General features: G+C 36.6%; 13 protein-coding genes and 1 tRNA gene. 8 read left to right on the top strand and 6 right to left on the bottom strand.

Annotated features, from left to right (window positions below):
- Positions 1-10: 10 nt before the first annotated feature.
- Both ACFIMI_RS02805 and ACFIMI_RS02800 read right to left on the bottom strand, forming a co-directional pair.
- Positions 11-1,225 carry an NADP-dependent isocitrate dehydrogenase gene (locus ACFIMI_RS02805; RefSeq protein ID WP_375692221.1) on the bottom strand — a complete coding sequence of 405 codons (1,215 nt, stop codon included), beginning with the start codon at positions 1,223-1,225 and terminating at the stop codon, positions 11-13.
- 791 nt (positions 1,226-2,016) lie between these two features.
- Positions 2,017-2,091, bottom strand: a tRNA-Glu gene (locus tag ACFIMI_RS02800).
- A 1,336-nt stretch (positions 2,092-3,427) separates the two neighbouring features.
- Between ACFIMI_RS02800 and ACFIMI_RS02795 the strand changes: the two genes are divergently transcribed.
- Together ACFIMI_RS02795 and glpX are read left to right on the top strand one after the other, a co-directional pair.
- Positions 3,428-4,744 carry a homoserine dehydrogenase gene (locus tag ACFIMI_RS02795; protein WP_375645814.1) on the top strand — a complete coding sequence of 439 codons (1,317 nt, stop codon included), beginning with the start codon at positions 3,428-3,430 and terminating at the stop codon, positions 4,742-4,744.
- A 142-nt stretch (positions 4,745-4,886) separates the two neighbouring features.
- Positions 4,887-5,873 (top strand): class II fructose-bisphosphatase, encoded by a 987-nt coding sequence (gene glpX / locus ACFIMI_RS02790; RefSeq protein ID WP_375617770.1) that lies wholly within the window; start codon positions 4,887-4,889, stop codon positions 5,871-5,873.
- Between the two features lie 105 nt (positions 5,874-5,978).
- Here glpX and ACFIMI_RS02785 read toward each other — a convergent pair whose 3' ends face one another.
- Complete coding sequence (locus ACFIMI_RS02785) at positions 5,979-7,085, bottom strand: branched-chain amino acid aminotransferase (RefSeq protein ID WP_375627801.1); 1,107 nt, start codon at positions 7,083-7,085, stop codon at positions 5,979-5,981.
- Between the two features lie 310 nt (positions 7,086-7,395).
- Here ACFIMI_RS02785 and ACFIMI_RS02780 point away from each other — a divergent pair, with 310 nt between their 5' ends.
- A complete protein-coding gene (locus ACFIMI_RS02780) occupies positions 7,396-7,671 on the top strand; it encodes a hypothetical protein (RefSeq protein ID WP_375627800.1) in 276 nt (91 codons plus the stop codon).
- Between the two features lie 177 nt (positions 7,672-7,848).
- Here the strand turns inward: ACFIMI_RS02780 and ACFIMI_RS02775 are convergent, their stop codons facing one another.
- From ACFIMI_RS02775 to ACFIMI_RS02765, 3 genes are all read right to left on the bottom strand, one after another.
- Positions 7,849-10,365 carry an SPOR domain-containing protein gene (locus tag ACFIMI_RS02775; protein WP_375627799.1) on the bottom strand — a complete coding sequence of 839 codons (2,517 nt, stop codon included), beginning with the start codon at positions 10,363-10,365 and terminating at the stop codon, positions 7,849-7,851.
- A gap of 151 nt (positions 10,366-10,516) precedes the next feature.
- A complete protein-coding gene (gene argS, locus ACFIMI_RS02770) occupies positions 10,517-12,274 on the bottom strand; it encodes an arginine--tRNA ligase (RefSeq protein ID WP_375692220.1) in 1,758 nt (585 codons plus the stop codon).
- 30 nt (positions 12,275-12,304) lie between these two features.
- A complete protein-coding gene (locus ACFIMI_RS02765; protein WP_375627797.1) occupies positions 12,305-13,507 on the bottom strand; it encodes a deoxyguanosinetriphosphate triphosphohydrolase in 1,203 nt (400 codons plus the stop codon).
- 108 nt (positions 13,508-13,615) lie between these two features.
- Here ACFIMI_RS02765 and ACFIMI_RS02760 point away from each other — a divergent pair, with 108 nt between their 5' ends.
- The 5 genes from ACFIMI_RS02760 to glmS all read left to right on the top strand — a co-directional run bounded on the left by ACFIMI_RS02760 (position 13,616) and on the right by glmS (position 19,163).
- On the top strand, positions 13,616-13,939 hold the full coding sequence (locus tag ACFIMI_RS02760; protein WP_273791197.1) for an iron-sulfur cluster assembly accessory protein: 324 nt from the start codon (positions 13,616-13,618) through the stop codon (positions 13,937-13,939).
- A gap of 39 nt (positions 13,940-13,978) precedes the next feature.
- Positions 13,979-14,968, top strand: a complete 990-nt coding sequence (locus ACFIMI_RS02755) for a carboxypeptidase regulatory-like domain-containing protein (RefSeq protein ID WP_375627806.1) — start codon at positions 13,979-13,981, stop codon at positions 14,966-14,968.
- A 45-nt stretch (positions 14,969-15,013) separates the two neighbouring features.
- Positions 15,014-15,802, top strand: coding sequence for a cytochrome c biogenesis CcdA family protein (locus tag ACFIMI_RS02750; RefSeq protein ID WP_375692233.1), 789 nt, complete (start codon positions 15,014-15,016; stop codon positions 15,800-15,802).
- A gap of 14 nt (positions 15,803-15,816) precedes the next feature.
- The gene (gene glmU, locus ACFIMI_RS02745; protein ID WP_375692219.1) at positions 15,817-17,166 is read left to right on the top strand and encodes a bifunctional UDP-N-acetylglucosamine diphosphorylase/glucosamine-1-phosphate N-acetyltransferase GlmU; all 1,350 of its coding nucleotides are present in this window, start codon (positions 15,817-15,819) and stop codon (positions 17,164-17,166) included.
- A 173-nt stretch (positions 17,167-17,339) separates the two neighbouring features.
- Positions 17,340-19,163, top strand: a complete 1,824-nt coding sequence (gene glmS, locus ACFIMI_RS02740) for a glutamine--fructose-6-phosphate transaminase (isomerizing) (protein WP_375611533.1) — start codon at positions 17,340-17,342, stop codon at positions 19,161-19,163.
- Positions 19,164-19,369 lie beyond the last annotated feature (206 nt).

Genomic DNA, 19,369 nt, shown 5'->3' with positions numbered 1-19,369 from the left:
AAGTAATAACTTAATTGCCCATTGCTTTTTTGAGATTCTCATCAATTTTATCGAGGAAACCTGTTGTAGAAAGCCACTTTTGTTTAGGCCCAATCAAAAGTGCGAGATCTTTGGTCATAAAACCTTCTTCGACGGTTTTAATACAAACTTCTTCCAATGTCGTGGAAAAGTTTTTTAACTTCTCATTGTTATCTAGTTTAGCACGGTGCGCTAGTCCACGCGTCCATGCAAAAATAGATGCAATAGAGTTCGTTGATGTTTCTTCATTCTTTTGATGCTGACGATAATGGCGTGTTACGGTGCCGTGTGCTGCCTCTGCTTCAACAATTTTGCCGTCAGGTGTCATGAGAACAGAAGTCATGAGACCCAGAGAACCAAAGCCTTGGGCAACAATATCAGATTGGACATCGCCATCATAGTTTTTACATGCCCATACGTATCCACCTGACCACTTTAATGCAGAAGCAACCATATCATCAATAAGACGGTGTTCGTAATATAATTTACGGTTTTCAAATTCAGTTTTAAATTCCGTATCGAATATTTCTTGAAAGATATCTTTAAAACGACCATCGTAAGTTTTTAGAATGGTATTTTTTGTTGAAAGATAAACTGGAACATTCCGTTGTAGTCCATAATTAAAGGATGCGCGGGCAAAATCACGAATTGACTCATCAAGGTTATACATAGCCATGGCAACCCCTGCGCTTGGAGCATCAAAAACATTATGTTCAATAACTTGATTATCATCACCGACAAATTTAATACTTAATTTCCCTTTTCCTGGAAATTTAAAATCTGTTGCCTTGTATTGATCACCAAAAGCGTGACGTCCGATAATAATTGGCTTTGTCCAGTTAGGAACAAGGCGAGGGACATTTTTACAGATAATGGGTTCGCGAAAAATGACTCCTCCTAAAATATTGCGGATTGTGCCATTAGGTGATTTCCACATTTTTTTTAGGTTAAATTCTTTAACGCGTGCCTCATCAGGTGTGATGGTTGCGCATTTTATACCAACCCCATATTTTTTGATAGCATTGGCAGAATCGATAGTTACCTGATCATTGGTTGCATCACGATTTACGACGGAAAGATCATAATATTTTAGATCAATGTCGAGGTAGGGATGGATTAATTTATCTTTGATATATTTCCAGATGATGCGGGTCATCTCATCCCCATCAAGTTCAACAACGGGGTTTTCTACTTTGATCTTTACCATTAGAAATCCTTTTTCTTTTAAGCGATACTACTTGTATAACACTTTCAAGTTTATAATGAAAAGTAAAAACAAGGGAAAAAAGCATTCAAATATGAGCTTTTAGAATATATTATCAATAGAGTGTAAAATTTTGTTGGAGGGTTTAATTTTTGAAAAGAAGTGATGTGTTTGCAAATCTATAATTATTCGATGATTGATGAAGAATCTGTTTAATAGATAAGGTAGTTAGATCACCGGGGGATAGGGATTATGCGTTTTTATTATCAGAGATTCCATTTAATAAGTTGATCGTATTCTGAATTATAGTTTCTTGATTTGTTGTGTTAGGTGAATAAGAAACTATTTTTATATTGCTATTTCAATTCTAAGCTTATGGTCTGTTTGTTTATAAAAAGTTTAATGTGATAACAAAGGCACTGTAATTAGAAATGCTTCATATAAAATGCGTTTGAGATAAACTTCAATTTTGAAGGTTGAAAAAAACGTATAAATGATGCGGCTGGTTTTAATTTAAAAATTAACAGCATACGCAAGAATATGACTTATAAAATTACCGTATCGCGAGCTAGAATCTTCTAATTCTTATGTTTTATCGATTCTTATTGTTATTAACTATGCGCAGTAAAGCACTATCCTCGAAATGCAACAAAGAAATTAATCACCTAATGATTCTTGTATCCTTTTTACGAAGAGATTCCTTTTAAAATCTTATTCCCTCATTTTTATTTATGCATCCCTCATTTTTAAAAACACAAATAAAATGAATATATTACACATAGAAAAAAGAAACATGGTACGCCCAAGGGGAATCGAACCCCTGTTTCCGCCGTGAAAGGGCGATGTCCTAACCGCTAGACGATGGGCGCAAACCAATGATGAGGCTTATAGAGAGGATCTTTTTACTTCGCAAGCCCTCTGTGTCATTTTTTTTGAAAAAAGTGTGTTTTATTGAATAATTTTTGAGCGCTTCCTGTTTAGATCATTTTATTTTCTAAGATTTTTTGTAGAAAAAATATAAAGTTATCATGATTGATAGAAAATTTTGATGTGGGTATCATCTCAGGGAATGATATTTTCAGTTTGAGGAGTAGGCAAAAATGATCAAAAACAGCATTTTTAATGTATTTATTTTTTGCATATTTTATCGCTTGTTATCTTTGCTCACCACATGAGAATATTATTTAACTTGCTTGAAAGAGCCTTTATACAGAAAAACTTCTCATTTGAGCTTATCATAAAGCAAAAACTGTATAATTTATGAAGTAGAAAGATAATATTTATTACAAAATTAACAAATAATACCAATTATACAAAAGTTTTTTTGAGGAGCAAGCCACAAATTCCTTTCAGTTTAACAAAATATAAAAAGATTCTTTATAATAAGAATATTAAGCAAATTTTACAGAATATATTAAAAATACTTTTCTTATCTTTACTTTTACAGGTTTGTAAGAAATTTAAAATTAAAACCCCTTCATTTGTTCCCTCACATATTGGGAAGGTTATTTATTTGGAAATGAATTAGTTTGGGTAAAGGGCAGATTGAGATTTTTGTCATTTCAATTCGCTAGTTTTTTAAAGAGGTGGCAATAAGTTGAGATAAAATATTCGAATTTTGCAAATTTATTTTCCATATTTATAATATTTTAGAATTATGGTGTGTGCATATTAAGTCTTGTGTTTTACTTTAATGTAAGGTTCTATTTTGATATATGAATGCGTTAAGATTTTTGCATTAAAGATTTATAGTTTAAGCTATGGAATGGTAGGAAGGAATGTGTTATTATTGACTGAACTACTTTATTTTATCCATTCTCTTAATTTATCATATGAAAGAATGTTTTTTGTTCCATATTTGTCGATTTAGAAGAGATATTTTTATTCTTTCTTACTAAGTCTTCAATATTCTTTAACTTGTTATTGATTATTTTTTAGAACTTTTCTTTATGGCAACTTGCATTTATCAGTTTTACAGATTTTCATTCTGAATTAAATATTTTATAAGATTCTGAAATCTTTGAAGACAATAAATATTATATTTTTAGGAATGTTGATTGAATAAGCGGGGATAATTCTATTGGAGAAAATAAAGTGAATAGAGCGGGATATTTCTTTTGTTCTTATGGATATAGATATTCTTTGTGTTGATTGGCACATCATTTAAACGATTCTTCAATGAAGATAGGGATCAGTGGTTAGAATATGGCAGAAGCTTTAAAAGTTGGCGTTGCGGGACTTGGTACAGTTGGTACTTCAGTTGTTCGAACTCTATTTGAAAAAGCGAATAGTTTAGCTTGTCAATGTGGGCGATTCATCAAAGTTGTTGCTGTTAGTGCGCGTGATAAAGGTCGCAATCGTGGAATTGATCTTAGTGGTATAAAATGGTTTGATTCACCTGTGGAGTTGGCTGCTTCTGATGAGATTGATGTTTTTGTAGAGTTAATTGGTGGTGAATTGGATGTGGTGTATACCGCTGTTAAGAGAGCGCTTGAGGCGGGACATCATGTTGTAACAGCCAATAAAGCTCTTCTTGCTCGACATGGAGTAGAGCTGGCTATAATTGCAGAAAAAAAAGGTGTTTTTCTTCATTTTGAAGCAGCTGTTGCAGGGGGGATTCCTGTTATCAAAGCGATGAGAGAATCACTTGTTAGTAATCGCATATCGCGAATTTATGGTATTCTCAATGGAACCTGTAATTATATATTAACACGTATGTTTACGGAAGGTCTTTCATTTAAAGATTGTTTAGCAGATGCACAGAGACTTGGGTATGCTGAAGCAGATCCAAGTTTTGATATTGAGGGAAATGATACTGCTCATAAATTAGCTTTGTTGACAAGCTTGGCATTTGGAACTGCTGTTTCGTTAGATGATGTTTATGTTGAAGGAATTCATAATATTTCGCAAATTGATATTCGAGCAGCTGATGAATTGGGGTATCGGATTAAGCTTTTAGGGGTTGCATTAAAAACGGATTCTGGAATAGAGCAACGCGTTCATCCAACAATGGTACCAACATCCTCAATGATTGCACAGATAAATGGTGTAACCAATGCTCTTTCTATTCAAAGTGATTTATTAGGTGAATTACTGTTTTCTGGTCCTGGCGCCGGAGGAAAGGCAACAGCATCAGCCGTTATTGGTGATTTGGCTGATATAGCAAAAGCACGTTCTGGTTTTCAGTATGCACCTGTTTTAAGACGTCCAGCATTAGAACTTGCTCCTCATAAAAAAGCACGTATTTCGCATCATGCAGGTGGTTATTTTATTCGTTTAAATGTTCATGATCGTACTGGCGTTTTTGCCGAGGTCGCAAGGCATATGGCTGATAATCACATCTCATTGGAGTCGATTGTTCAAAGATCTTTTGTAGAAGATCAAATTGAAAAAACAATTATTTTAATTACGCACGAAACAACAGAGGTGAATGTACGACAGGCACTTGCAGAAATTGAAAAAGATGGACATCTTGTTGCAAAATCTCAATTTATTCGTATTGAACCTATGGCAAAGAATTGATAACTTTCTTGATAATAAAAAAAGCACGCTTGAGTTCTTTTATCTCTTGTGGAAAATTTTCATCTTTGCCAAAAAACTTTATTCTTAGTATTTAATAAGGACTCATATTTTTTCTGGTATTCATTCGGTAGGATTTTTTCATATGCCCACAACTCAGAAGATTTTAAATGGACTTGATCGTATTTTGACGCTTGAATTGGTACGTGTTACTGAACGTGCTGCTGTTGCTGCTGCACGCTGGCGCGGACGTGGCGATGAAAAGGCAGCGGATCAAGCTGCTGTAGATGCAATGCGGCAGGAACTTAATCGATTGCCTATTGATGGTACAGTGGTGATTGGTGAAGGTGAGCGGGATGAAGCGCCTATGCTTTATATTGGAGAAAAAGTAGGTCTTCAAAGTGGATTGGCGATCGATATTGCACTTGATCCACTAGAGGGTACAACACTTTGTGCTAAAAATATTGCCAATTCTTTGGCAGTAGTTGCAATTGCTGAAAAGGGTAATCTCCTTTATGCCCCTGATGTTTATATGAACAAAATTGCTATTGGTCCTGGTTATCCAAAGGGAGTAGTCGATATAGATGCTTGTCCTACCGATAATATACATGCTCTTGCGAAGGCTAAAGGAGTGACTGTTAATCAGATTGTTGTTTGTATTATGGATAGACCTCGTCATGAAAAATTGGTTAATGAAGTACGAGCGACAGGGGCGTCGATTCGCTTGATTGGGGATGGAGATGTGGCTGCTGTTATTGATACAACTGATCCAGAAGAAACAGGTATTGATATCTATATGGGGATTGGTGGAGCACCTGAAGGTGTCTTAGCTTCTGCTGCTTTGCGCTGCATTGGAGGACAGATGCAAGGTCGTTTGCTGCTTGATACAGAAGAGAAAATTGCTCGTGCAGCTAAAATGGGGATTAGTGATCCCAATAAGGTTTATACAATGGAAGAAATGGCAAAGGGTGATGTTTTGTTTTCAGCAACAGGGGTGACAGATGGCAATATGCTTTCTGGTGTTAAATTTACATCTCGTTACATTCAAACGGAAACTCTCGTAATGCGCTCCCATACGGGTACAGTCCGTAATATTAAAGCAAAGCATAGAAATCATTCGAAATTTGATTAATGCTTTCTTTTTTGTCACTAAAAATAGAGGGAGTTTTTCTAGGAAAAACGCTTCCATGAATCTACTTTCATGGAAGCGTTTATAGATATGAGAATACCTTAAATATTATGAGATCTGGACAGAATGTACCCAGCCATTTTTATCTTCTATGTTCCCTTTTTGAATGCCAACCAATTGTGTACGAAGCTGCTTTGTAACTTCTCCAACTGTTTCATTTCCAATAATAAATTCTCCCCCTTTATATCTAAAACGACCAATTGATGTGATAACGGCAGCTGTACCACAAGCAAAGGCTTCTTTAAGGTGTCCACTCTTTGCATCTTCTTGAAGCGCTGTAAAAGAATAAGGACGCTCTTCTATTTTTAATCCCATTTGTTGAGCTAACCTTAAGATTGAATCACGGGTTATCCCTGGAAGGATAGTTCCATTAAGTGGGGGGGTTACAAGTGTATTATTGTCCATAATAAAGCAGACATTCATACCACCAAGTTCTTCAATCCATTTATGTTCAATCATATCAAGGAAGAGTACTTGGCTACAATTATTTTCAGTTGCAGTTTTTTGTGCCAGTAAGCTTGCTGCATAGTTTCCACCACATTTGGCAGCCCCTGTTCCTCTTGGACCGGCACGACTATAATCTGTTTCAATCCAGACGCTGACAGATTTTTCTTCTCCTTTGAAATAGGATTCAACTGGAGAGGCTATGACACAAAAAAGATATTCTTGAGAAGGGCGGACTCCCAAAAAGTTTTCATTGCCAAACATAAATGGACGGATATAGAGGCTAGCGTTGGGCTGATCAGAAACCCATTTTTGATCAATCTTTACTAATTGATGAACGGCATCCAGAAAAATATCTTTTGGCAATTCTGGCATAGCTAAACGTTGTGCTGATTCTATAAAGCGTTGTGCATTGGCATCAGGACGGAAGAGCAAGATGCGTCCATCTTTTGCACGATATGCTTTTAAACCCTCAAAAATTTCCTGTCCGTAATGTAAAACGGTACTTGCAGGGTTAATTTCTAAAGCTTTGTATTGAGAAATGACGGCATTGTGCCAGCCTTTGTCTTCAGTCCATTGAATAGTACACATGTGGTCTGTAAAAAATTGACCAAAACCGGGACTTTTTAAAATTTCTTCATATTTTTCTTCTGACAGAGGAGATGGGTGTTTTTCTATTTTAAAGGGAAGCGATGATATGGGAGATTTCATAAAAAACCTTTTGAGTATGTTTCATTTTTATTAATAAAAATAATGAAATATTTTGATTATAACTCTATTATTAACAAAACCTTTGTGTCAATGTTTTATTATAGAATACAAAGGGGTTTATTATAGAATTCAAAGGCTAGAGTAGGGTAGATATTTTAATTCTATCCTCGCTTCTTTTTCTCAACTTTATGAAGTAAACTGGAACTTTTGTTTATAATTATCGTTTTCTCACAATAAGTATCTGAATAATTGCATATATGCATATTTTCTAGAAATTTAAAGGTAAGGGAATTGAGAAAAGGAATCCACTATGATTGATAAAAATTATCACACATATGAAGAACGTATGGCCGCAGAAAGAAGAGGTCATGAACAACCTGTTTCAATCGCTAAGGGTATTTTTGCTATTCTTCTTGCGATGGTTATTATCTGGTTTATTTTTGGTTTTTTAGGATCTTTTTTTGCAAAATCTCCTGAACATAGTTCGCGTTATAATACCCCAGAAACAAGCCAAAGTGTAACAACGCCCAAAAAAGATTTAAATTCGCTTCCTCCTGTACCTTATACCTATAAGGGTACGGAGTAATTTTTTCGTAAATATAATCTTTTAGATAGGGCGAAAATCGACGTAGATTAAGGAATAAAGTCAGCACAAAGACATAAAAAAGAGAGGAATGATTTTAATTTCTGAAGTTTTTGATAAGTAATTAAATGGTATGGAAATAAATAATGCAACGGTTGTTAAAACCGTTGCATTATTGGTTTAGCGTGTGATGAAGCAGCTTCCACCAGAACTTTTAATGGATTCACAAAGGATTATGGCTTCATTACGGTCTTGCGCTTGAATCCGAACACGGTAATAAGTACCTTTTCCTGGTATAAAAGCGGATTGAATATTTAAAGAACGGGCACCGATAAGGAATCCAAATTTAGATTTCATATTTTTTAAAGAATTTCTAGCGAGCTCATACGTTGGTTGAGATGCAAGTTGTACGTAATAACTTTCTGAATTTTGTGCTGCGACTCTGTTTGGTGATATGGGGCGAGACGCGGCTGGTGTTTCAACTTGTGTATTTCTTTCTGCATGGGAAGGGATAGGGATAAATTTTTCTTCAATATTTGAGCTAGAATTATTTTCTGCGATTATTTTATCAATATTATTTTTGAGATCATGATCTCTTTCTTGGTCGTTTATATCAGAATCATGCGACGAAACAAGGGACGAATCTTGAAGTTCATTAGAAGTTTGATCAATGCTTTCTTCAGATTGAGCAGCAGTTTTGCTGTTTGTTTGATGCGCGGGGGCTAGTGTAACTGTACCATCTTGATTGACAATAACAGTTTGTACTTCTCGCATTGGAATAGTATGATTTATGGCTTCTGTGACTGCATCTTCAACATCAGATTCATTTAAAGACGATGAGGAAACGCTTGAAGATTCTTCAGGGTTTAATTCTTTTAAATTTTCAGGTTGTTCAGAGTTATCAATAAGAAATTGTTGTGTATTTTCTTGTTTCTCATTTTGTTCAGTTGTTTGTTTATAAATATCTAAATTATGTGCAACATCATTTTTCGTTTCAGTTGTTTCTGGTTTGAATTTAAAAGGCGTATTATCAGCGTGGATAATGACCGTTTCTTCATTTTTTTGTGATGGCATAAAAAAATGAGAATAACCAGCAAACCCAAGTCCTATTAAAATAAGTATAAAAAAACCTTTAATGAAAGTTTTACCAAAAATAAAACTTTTTAAGGGAGGAGGAGCTGATGGAGGTGTGGGAACCTCATCTGAGTTTGTGTATGATGAATTCTCGCTAAAAGAGGGAAAATTATATTCCATATTGGCAGAAGAAAAATAGTCGGAATTTTGTTCTTTAGAGTTTATATAAACACCTTCTTTTGAATTTTGCATAGACTGATGAAAAACTTCACTAAAAACCTCGTTTTTCTGTTTTTTTTGAGAAAAATTATCCGTTGGGACATTCCCTACATTGAGTACATCAGCAAATTCTTCTTCTAAACCACCATTAGTTGGCACATCATATTCTGGCGCTTCATACGGGACTTCTGGAACCATAATAGGACCAGTTTTTTCTACGATTTCCTCTGAAAATTTATAAGTATCAACATTGGGAGGGGGAGTATCTCTGTGCGTATAGTTATGGGCAAAAAAGCCATCCGTTTGTTTTGTATTTAAAGAGGGGGATGAGGAAAGAAACTCATCTAAATTATTTTCATTATATGAAATTTCTCTATTTGGGTTAGAGGCACCTTCGGCGTTATTGATGTATTGGGCTCGAGCCTCATCATATATCGGAACTTTTTCGCCATAAGTTTCTTGTTGTGAGGGGGGGGCTGCAAAAAAATGGGGATAATTGGTTGTATGATCTTCTTGTGAAGCTCCCTTTAAATAAGATTGTCTATCAACTGGTGGAGAATCTAAAGGTGAGGAGAAGGTACTTGTTGTTTGATTTCTTGCAGTGTTTTGTCTTTCTGACACAAGATTAGAAGATGAGAAAAACTCATTTTCCTCTGTAGAAGAGGAGACATCAGGATAATCTTTTTTAATCCAATTTTCTTGATCAGCTGAAATTTTATAGGGATGGTTTATAGGAGTGTCATAGAGGTTTTGATTGTCCTCATAAGTTTTTTGTATATTCGTAGTCTCAGGTTGTTGTGAATTTATTTGTGAAAAACGATTGGTTTGTTCAACATCTTCTGGCGTCTCTCTCTTATTTTCGTGCCTTTCAGATTTATCAAAAAAGAAATTTTCTGATTCTGATTGTGACATAAGATTACTTTTTTCAAGAAAAGGATCAGCATTGGTTGCTGTTTTTTTCTGTTGATGTGATTGATTCTTTGGGATTGGTAATGGAGAAAGCTCATCTAAAATTTGTTCTTCATCATGACTGCTAGGTGAAGAATATTTCTCTTCAGATAAATTATTTTGTTTTGAATGGTTGAAAGAAGAAGATTGTGCAATATCTGAGGCTGTTGCGTTGCTGGTTGCATGCAAGTCCCATTGTTTTTTTTGATCATCAAACGGTAAGTCATGTGCTAAATTTTTTTCAAGTTCCTCTTCTAGAAAGGAGAAATCAAAATCATCATCATGGGATGATGTTTCGGGGTGAGATGTTGATCGTTCTGTTTTTAAAGACGATTGCTCATTTTGGTTTCCGCTTTGTTTGTGCGGATTAAAAATGCGCGTAAGCCTTTCTAAAGGATCATGGTGTTCATGATCGTGTTTTGTTTCGTGTAGATTTTTGCGATCGTTATCGCTCATAGCTTTTCTCACATGATGGTTTGCACTTACGTGCAATCAATGGTTGATTTTGATTTGTTATATTAAAATTATAAATTTTCCCCCTCTCATGCAAGGATACATGAAAAAGTTTATCAATAGAGTACCTATTGTATGTATTTATAGAACTTTTTCAACGCATTTCTATGGGTGCTTCGACTCCTATGATGGTAAGCCCTGATGATAAAATATTGATAACAGCTTGTATCAATCCTAATCTTGCAAAGGATAACTCTTTATCATCAGGTTGAATAAAGCGTAAATTGAGATTTTCACTCCCTTTATTCCAATGGGTGTGAAAGCTGGAGGCAAGGTCATAAAGGTAAAACGCTAATCGATGCGGTTCTTTATGAATTACGGCCTGTTCAATGATACGTGGATATTCAGAAAGTTTGCGTATTAACAATATTTCATGGTCATCTGTTAATCGATGAAGATGGGCAATCAATGTATTATTTGAAAAGCTTTTAATATGAAGCGCTTCTTGTGCTTGACGAAAGACTGAGTGACAACGTGCACTTGCATATTGTACGTAAAAGATGGGGTTATCTTTTGATTGTTCTGTTACTTTTGCAAAATCAAAATCAAGAGGTGCTTCACACTTACGGTATAGCATCATAAAACGCACAGGATCACGCCCAACCTCTTCGACAACATCCCGTAGAGTGACAAAAGATCCTGCTCTTTTTGACATGCGTACAGGATGACCGTTGCGAAAAAGTTTTACCAATTGACACAAGAAGACACTTAATTTAGCTTTATCCCCAGAAATTGCTTTTGCCATTGCCTCTAGCCGCTTTACATAGCCCGCATGGTCTGCGCCTAGAATATAAATCATTTCATCAAAATGACGATTAAATTTATCCCGAAAATAAGCAACATCAGCAGCAAAATAAGTGTAAGAACCGTCAGATTTGACTAAAACACGGTCTTGGTCATCACCGACATTTGTTGAACGGAACAAAGTTTGTTCGCTTGGTTCCCAGTCTTCTGTATTTTGTCCTTTGGGAGGGGGGAGTTTTCCTTTGTAGATATAACCATTTAAAGTGAGGTCGTTGATGGTGTTACGAATGGCGCGTGCATTATCTGCATAAAGCATTCGCTCAGAGAAAAAGATATCATGATAAATATTAAGAGCAGCCAAATCTTCGCGAATCATGGACATCATTGCATGAATTGCACGTTCTTTCACAAGAGATAAGGCTTCATCTTTATCCATCGTGAGGAGTTGGTCACCAAACTCTTGAGCAAGCGATTGACCCAATGGTATCAAGTATTCTCCAGGATAGAGTCCTTCTGGAATTTCATTAATTTCTTGCCCAAGAGCTTCACGATAGCGCAATAGTACCGAATGGGCGAGGACTTCGATTTGTTGACCCGCATCATTGATATAATACTCTTTTGTAATGTTATAGCCCGTAAATTGTAGCAAATTGGAGAGAACATCCCCAACAACTGCTCCGCGGCAGTGTCCTACATGCATTGGTCCAGTGGGATTTGCTGAGACATATTCAACATTGACGCATTTTCCTTGTCCCATTGGAATACGACCATAAGAAGTGCCTAATTCAAGCATAGATTTTATAGCATCTTGCCAAAATAATTTTGTAAGCTTTATGTTTATAAAACCAGAACCGGCAACATCTATATTTTCGATAGAGGAATCATTTTTAAGAAGTTCTATGATTTTATCTGCAAGTGCACGTGGATTGATTCCAATAGATTTTGCAAGCACCATAGCAGCATTGGTTGATAAATGACCGTGGGAGGAATCACGCGGAGGATCAACAGTGATTTTTGATAAATCTAGATCTTCTCCATTTTTTCCTTTTATATCAGATAATTCAATTGATCTCTTAATTTTTTTTTCGAAGTTTTTAAAGATATTCATATTTAGCTTCCATGATGATGCCAAAAGCCATTAAACGAAATTATCTGTATGGTCAAATAAACGCTGATATTCACGTAGAGCGTAGTGATCCGTCATGCCTGAAAGAAAGTCAGCAATCAAACGTGCTAACTCTTGATTTTTTAAGTGCACTGTTTTGCTCTGCCAACTTTCAGGCATTGTATTTGGATTTTCATAATAACAATTGAATAATTTTTGTACAATGCATTTTGCTGCATTGCGACGACTAAGAACTTGTTCATGGTAGTAAAGATTTTTAAATAAAAAGTTTTTTAGTTCTTTTTCATAAACGGTCATTGTCGGTGAAAAGGTGACAATGGTTTGTTTTGCTTGGTGAATATCGTTTATGCTTGTTGGTTTGATGCGTGCTAAATTTTCTTGTGATTGTTTGATAACATCTTCAACCATGGTTGTTATTTGTCTTCGTACAAGTGTGTAACCGCGACGCGCTTGGTCGAGGTGGGGATGCTCATCTGTTATATCTTTTAATATTGCTGCTGTTAGTGGAACATGTTCAAATTGATCGAGTGTTAAAAATTGCGAACGTAGACCATCATCAATATCATGCGCATTGTATGCGATATCATCTGCAATAGCAGCACATTGCGCTTCTAGCCCTGCAAAACAATCGAGTGCAAGGTCTTGCTTTGCATTGTATTGTAAAATATCGATAGGAACCTCCTTATTCTTTGCGTGAGGACCTAAAAGGGGACCATTATGCTTTACAAGTCCTTCGAGGGTTTCCCATGTAAGGTTAAGTCCATCAAAATTTGCATAGCGCTGTTCTAGTTTTGTTACAATGCGTAATGCTTGTGCATTATGATCAAAGCCGCCATAATGTACCATGGCTTCATTAAGAGCATCTTCTCCTGCATGGCCAAAGGGTGTGTGTCCAAAGTCGTGAACAAGGGCAATGGCTTCGGCAAGGTCTTCATCAAGACACAGGGCACGGGCTAATGTTCTTGCAATTTGAGAAACCTCTATGGAATGGGTTAGGCGAGTACGGTAATGATCGCTTTCATCAGCAATAAACACTTGCGTTTTATGTTTAAGACGTCGAAATGCATTAGAATGGATAATACGATCTCTATCTCGTTGAAAAGGTGAGCGTGTGGTGCTCATCGTTTCATGGTATAATCGACCACGGCTTGTTTGTGGATGAGCACTGTATACTGCTCGAGATTGGTAATTGAAGTTGATATTGCCTATATCCATTGCAAGCTGTCTATTATCATCTTAAAATTGAGAGTGGTTTATGAGAAATAAACTGCTCTTTGAGTGTAGGATACTCTTTCTTGATGGTTTAATGCAAGGATATATAAAATGAATGTGAAAATTTCAGATGTTGCTGCCAAAAAAATTGCACAGATACTTTTGCGTGAACCCGATAAAATAGCATTACGTATTTCTGTTGAAGGTGGTGGGTGTTCTGGTTTTTCTTATAAATATGACTTGGTTTCTGAAATGTGTGAAGATGACCTCGTTCTCAAAAAAGACGGGGCAGTTGTGTTTATTGATTTACTATCACTTCCTTTTATGGAAGGAGCTGAGATTGATTTTGTTGATGATCTTATGGGGCAGTCTTTTCAAATCCACAATCCCAATGCTGTTTCATCATGTGGTTGTGGTGTAAGTTTCTCAATTTAAAATGATGGCTGTGTGATATTGTTTCTTGAAAAAAAGATCATGTTGGTCAACAATGCAAAAATGGGTATTCTTATAAAAATAGTGCACCGATGTGTATGGTTGTGCGTGGCGCTTTCTTTATTGACTTGGAGCCACTGTGCTTTTTCTGAAGCAGGAGAAGGGCAAGATCAGCAGCAGAGACAATCAAGGAGTTTTATTGTAAAGACTCAAGAGCAGGAGAACGAAAACTTAGCATCTCAAACACAACTCATTTTGAATGCTCGATTAACAAATAGTCATCCGGATATTGAAAAAGGGCTTGTCTGGCGGGTTTATGCTCCTATTCTAGGGATTGATAATAAGTTACCATTAGTGGCAACCTATAAGGGGGGAAGTGCACGTTTTGATCTCGAACCAGGAAATTATCTTGTTCATGTCTCATTTGGTCATATGAGTGCTGTGCGCCATATTCGTTTAGAAAATGGGCAGAGTCTTGTAAAAAACTTTAATCTTGAGGCTGGTGGTGTCATTTTAAATGCAACACTGCTCAATGGCGTAATGAATGAAAAGGAACTCCGTTTTACCATTTATGAGGATGAAAAAGAAAATGATGATACGGGAGTAATTATATCAAATGTTAAACCCCAATCAGTTGTGCGTTTAAAAGCTGGCCGCTACCATGTTGCTTCCCATTATGGTTCTATTAATGCGACGGCTCGTTCGGATATTCAAGTGGATGCGGGTAAAATAACAGAAGTTACTCTTGAACATCAGGCCGCTCAGATTGTCTTAAAGCTGGTGCGACAAGAAAGAGGAGAAGCGCTTGCAGATACAAGTTGGTCTCTTGCCAATGATTCTGGTGATATCGTTTATGAAACAGTAGGTGCGTATGTTTCACTCGTGTTAGCGGAGGGAGAGTATATTGCAATTGCTAAAAATAAAGATAAAATCTATCAAAAAGTTTTTTCAGTCGTTTCTGGTCATGATGAAGATATAAGTGTGATAGCGAATGAAGAAAATATGCAGCGAGTTGATGAAGATGTGGATTGATTGTTGTTCATGGGGGGGTAAACTATGATGAAAGACGGGGTATGAATTTTGATTGAAATTTCAACAGTTGGTGTGTTTTTTGCTGGGGCACTCTCTTTTTTGTCACCATGCGTTTTGCCGTTAGTTCCTCCTTATTTGTGCTATATGGCAGGGGTTGGTATTGATGATTTTCGTTCAGAAAAGCCTGATGAGAAAGTCTTTATCCGGTGGGCTTTATTATCTTCTGTTATTGCTTTTGTTCTTGGGTTTACGACTGTTTTTGTTGCTTTAGGTGCCAGTGCTAGTACAATTGGGAAATTCATCGGTTATTATCATGATTGGTTTGCTCTTGCTGCTGGAATTGTCATTATTATTTTTGGTTTAAATTTTTTGGGGATTTTCAAGATCGCTTTTTTATTTCGTGAGGCGCGTTTTCAGACCAAAAAAACACCTGCTGGTCCTTTAGGCGCGTATATTATCGGTTTAGCTTTTGCCTTTGGTTGGACACCGTGTATTGGCCCTATTTTAGGTCCTATTATAACGCTTGCTGGAACAAAAGAAACTGTGGGAGAGGGAGCTGTTCTCTTAGCGGTTTATGCATTAGGTCTTGCTATTCCTTTTATGTTAGCAGCTTTATTTTCGAGCAGTTTTATGCGATTTTTAGGAGCTTTTCGTATTCATTTAGGAAAAGTTGAAAAAATCATTGGTGTTTTTCTTATTCTTACAGGGATTTTGTTTTTAACAGGTTCTATGCAGGATCTTTCATTTTGGCTTTTAGAACATTATCCTTCGTTGAGTTATATTGAAGATATTCGTTGGCACAGTATTATGAATTTTTTTGGATTTTCTCGTTAGTCTTATGTGTTTTTATGGTTAGAAGTTGTCTTTCTATTGTTCTTGCCGCAGGTGAGGGGACGCGCATGAAATCGTCTCTGCCTAAGGTACTTCATAAAATTGCTGGATTGCCTCTTATATGCCATGTTCTAAAACAAATAGAATTGGCAGGCTCTTCACAATTAGCGGTTGTTGTGGGATATGGTGCTAAGGAGGTTATGCACGTTGTTCAGTCATTTGTAAAAGATGTAATGATTTTTGAACAAAAAGAGCGTTTAGGAACTGCCCATGCTGTTTTGTCTGCTCGTTTAGCTTTGCAAAAGGAGGTGGATGATGTGCTCATTGTTTTTGGGGATACTCCTCTCATTCAGCAAGATTCATTGCACCAAATGCGTGCACAGCTTGCTGATGGAGCAGATGTTGTTTTTGCAGGTTTTCATACCAAACATCCAACAGGTTATGGGCGTCTTCTCGAGAAAAATGGTCAATTGATTGCAATTGTAGAAGAAAAAGACGCTAGCGATGAAGAAAAAAAGATTTCTTTTTGTAACGGTGGAATACTCGCTATGCGTGGAAAACATGCACTTTCTCTTTTAGAGAAAGTTGGTAATAATAATGTGAAAAAAGAATATTACTTAACAGATATTGCTTCTCTTGCAACACGCGAAGGATTAGATGTGCGTGTTGTTGAAGTTCCTTTTGAAGATATTGTAGGAATTAACAACGGTTTTGAGCTTTCTGAGGCTGATTCTTTCTGGCAAAAACGTAAAGCGCGCGATTTAATGTTATCGGGTGTTACACTCTTAAAGCCAGAAACACTCTATTTTTCTTATGATACAGAAATTGCACCAGGGGTGGTGATAGAACCAAATGTTTATTTTGGGTTAAACGTAAAAGTACAATCTGGTGCGGTTATTCATGCATTTAGTTATCTCGAAGGTGCTGTGGTTGGTAGAGATGCACAGATTGGTCCCTATGCACGTTTGCGTCCTGGAACAGAGTTGGCAAAGTCCGTAAAGATTGGAAATTTTTGTGAAGTCAAACAAGCTAAGGTAGGAGAATCTTCTAAAATCAATCATTTAAGTTATATTGGTGATGCCGAAATTGGTGCACATACCAATATTGGAGCCGGTACGATTACTTGCAATTATGATGGATTTAACAAATATAAAACCATGATTGGTGATCATGCTTTTGTTGGGTCTAATACGGCACTTGTTTCCCCATTGGTAATAGGGGATGGCTCTTATGTTGCTTCAGGAAGTGTTATTACTGAAAATATTCCTATGAACAGTATGGCTTTTGGGCGTGCACGACAGGTTATAAAAGAGGGCTATGCGACAAAATTTCGAGAGCGTTTGTTAGAAAACAAACAGAAAAAATGATTATTTTCAGCTTATTCTTTTGTTTCGTGTTAATCTAACGATGGATGGAAGATTTATTCTTAAAGATTGCCGTATTCCATGTTTGAATTATTTTTATTATTTATAGTTTTAAATAAAGGCTGTTGGATTGTTTTGTAAAATTTGAATCTTAAGATGTGGGTTGGAGCTTTTTAATGTGTGGAATTATTGGAGTTCTTGGAAAGAGGTGTGTTACGTCCTCTTTGGTTGAGGGGTTAAAACGTCTTGAATATAGAGGGTATGATTCATCTGGGGTGGCAACGGTCCATAATGGGCATCTTTATCGTGTACGTGCTGAGGGGAAGCTTGTTCATTTAGAAGAAAAATTAAAAAAAACACCTCTGGAGGGAAGTTTAGGGATTGGTCATACCCGTTGGGCTACGCATGGAATTGCTGTTGAACGCAATGCGCATCCCCATGTGACTGAAAAGCTTGCGATTGTTCATAATGGTATTATTGAAAATTTTGTAGAACTGCAAAAGGAACTCATAGAGGATGGTTGTATCTTTGAAACAGAGACGGATACGGAAGTTATTGCACATTTAATAACGCGTGCATTAAAAGATGGTCTTTCTCCGCAAGAAGCCATACGTACCAGTTGGAAAAGGCTGCAGGGGGCTTTTGCTATTGCTCTTATTTTCGAAGGTGAAGATAACCTTATGATTGCGGCTTGTTCTGGTCCACCTCTGGCAATTGGTTATGGAAAAGATGAATTTTTTGTGGGGTCAGATGCGATTGCTTTGGCACCATTCGTTGATTATATTAGCTATATGGAAGATGGGGATTGGGCTGTTCTCACACGGGAAGGTGTTACAATTTATGATGCTAACAACCAACCGGTAAAACGTCCTGTGACGACATTACTCGAAGGGGCTTTATTGATTTCTAAGGGTAATCATCGTCATTTTATGCACAAGGAAATGTTTGAACAACCTGAAGTGATTTCTCATAATTTGGCGCATTATCTTGATCTTGGAAATTATGCGGTTCGACCGCTTGAGAATTTGATTGATTGGAAAAATATTCATCGGCTTCTTTTTGCGAGTTGTGGAACGGCATATTATTCAACCTTAGTTGCGCGCTATTGGTTTGAGAAATTTGCCGCTTTAAGTGTTGATAATGATGTTGCTTCCGAGTTTCGTTATCGTGAACCTCCTATAACGTCTGATGTGTTATCGCTGTTTGTTTCTCAATCTGGTGAGACAGCTGATACATTGGCTTCTTTGCGTTATTGTCGTGAGCGGGGTGTAAAAACAGCAACAATTGTGAATGTAGAGCAATCAACAATGGCAAGGGAGGCTGATTTTATTCTCCCAACACTTGCCGGACCGGAAATAGGTGTTGCTTCAACAAAAGCTTTTACCTGTCAATTGGCAACGCTTGCTTCACTCGCTCTTAGTGCGGCTAAACAACGTGGCTATCTCTCGGCTCAAATAGAAAAGCAACTGGTTCAACAGTTGGCAGAAGTTCCACGTATTTTAAATGAGGTCTTAAAATTAGAGAGAAAAATTGAATGTATTTGTCGTGATTTGGTGAATGCAAAAAGTGTTCTTTATCTGGGACGTGGAACTTCTTATCCGATTGCTTTGGAGGGAGCTCTTAAACTGAAAGAGCTTTCTTATATTCATGCTGAAGGTTATGCGGCAGGTGAATTAAAGCATGGACCAATTGCTCTGGTGGATGAGACAATACCCGTTATTGTTGTTGCACCTTATGATCGGTGGTTTGAAAAAACTTTTTCTAATATGCAAGAAGTGGTAGCGCGTAATGGTCGTATTATTTTAATAACCGATAAAAAGGGAGCAGAAGTAGCTTGTCTTAAGACTTTATCAACGATCACTTTGCCAGATGTTCCAGAATTTATTTCTCCTATTATTTATGCACTCCCTGTTCAGTTAATCGCTTATCATACGGCTGTTTTATTAGGAACAGATGTTGATCAACCCCGTAATTTAGCAAAATCAGTCACGGTTGAATAAAAGTATATTTCTGAATCTTTTGGAGAATAATCAAGTGTAAGAAATTGATTTATAATGAAACTTATTTTTTCATTTTTCTCTGTTGAACGAGAATACTGAAGAAAGGTTTTTTATTCCTAAATCCTTTACGATAAAACGAAAAATATTTTCTTACCTATCAAAAAATAGATCAGTTATGTGAATATAATGGTAAAAAAAGACGCAAT

Origin of the sequence: Bartonella sp. AP4SXKL (assembly GCF_042195845.1) — a bacterium.
Classification (GTDB): domain Bacteria; phylum Pseudomonadota; class Alphaproteobacteria; order Rhizobiales; family Rhizobiaceae; genus Bartonella.
Note: the sequence above shows the minus strand (reverse complement) of the source record. Positions and strands in the feature narration are given on the sequence as shown.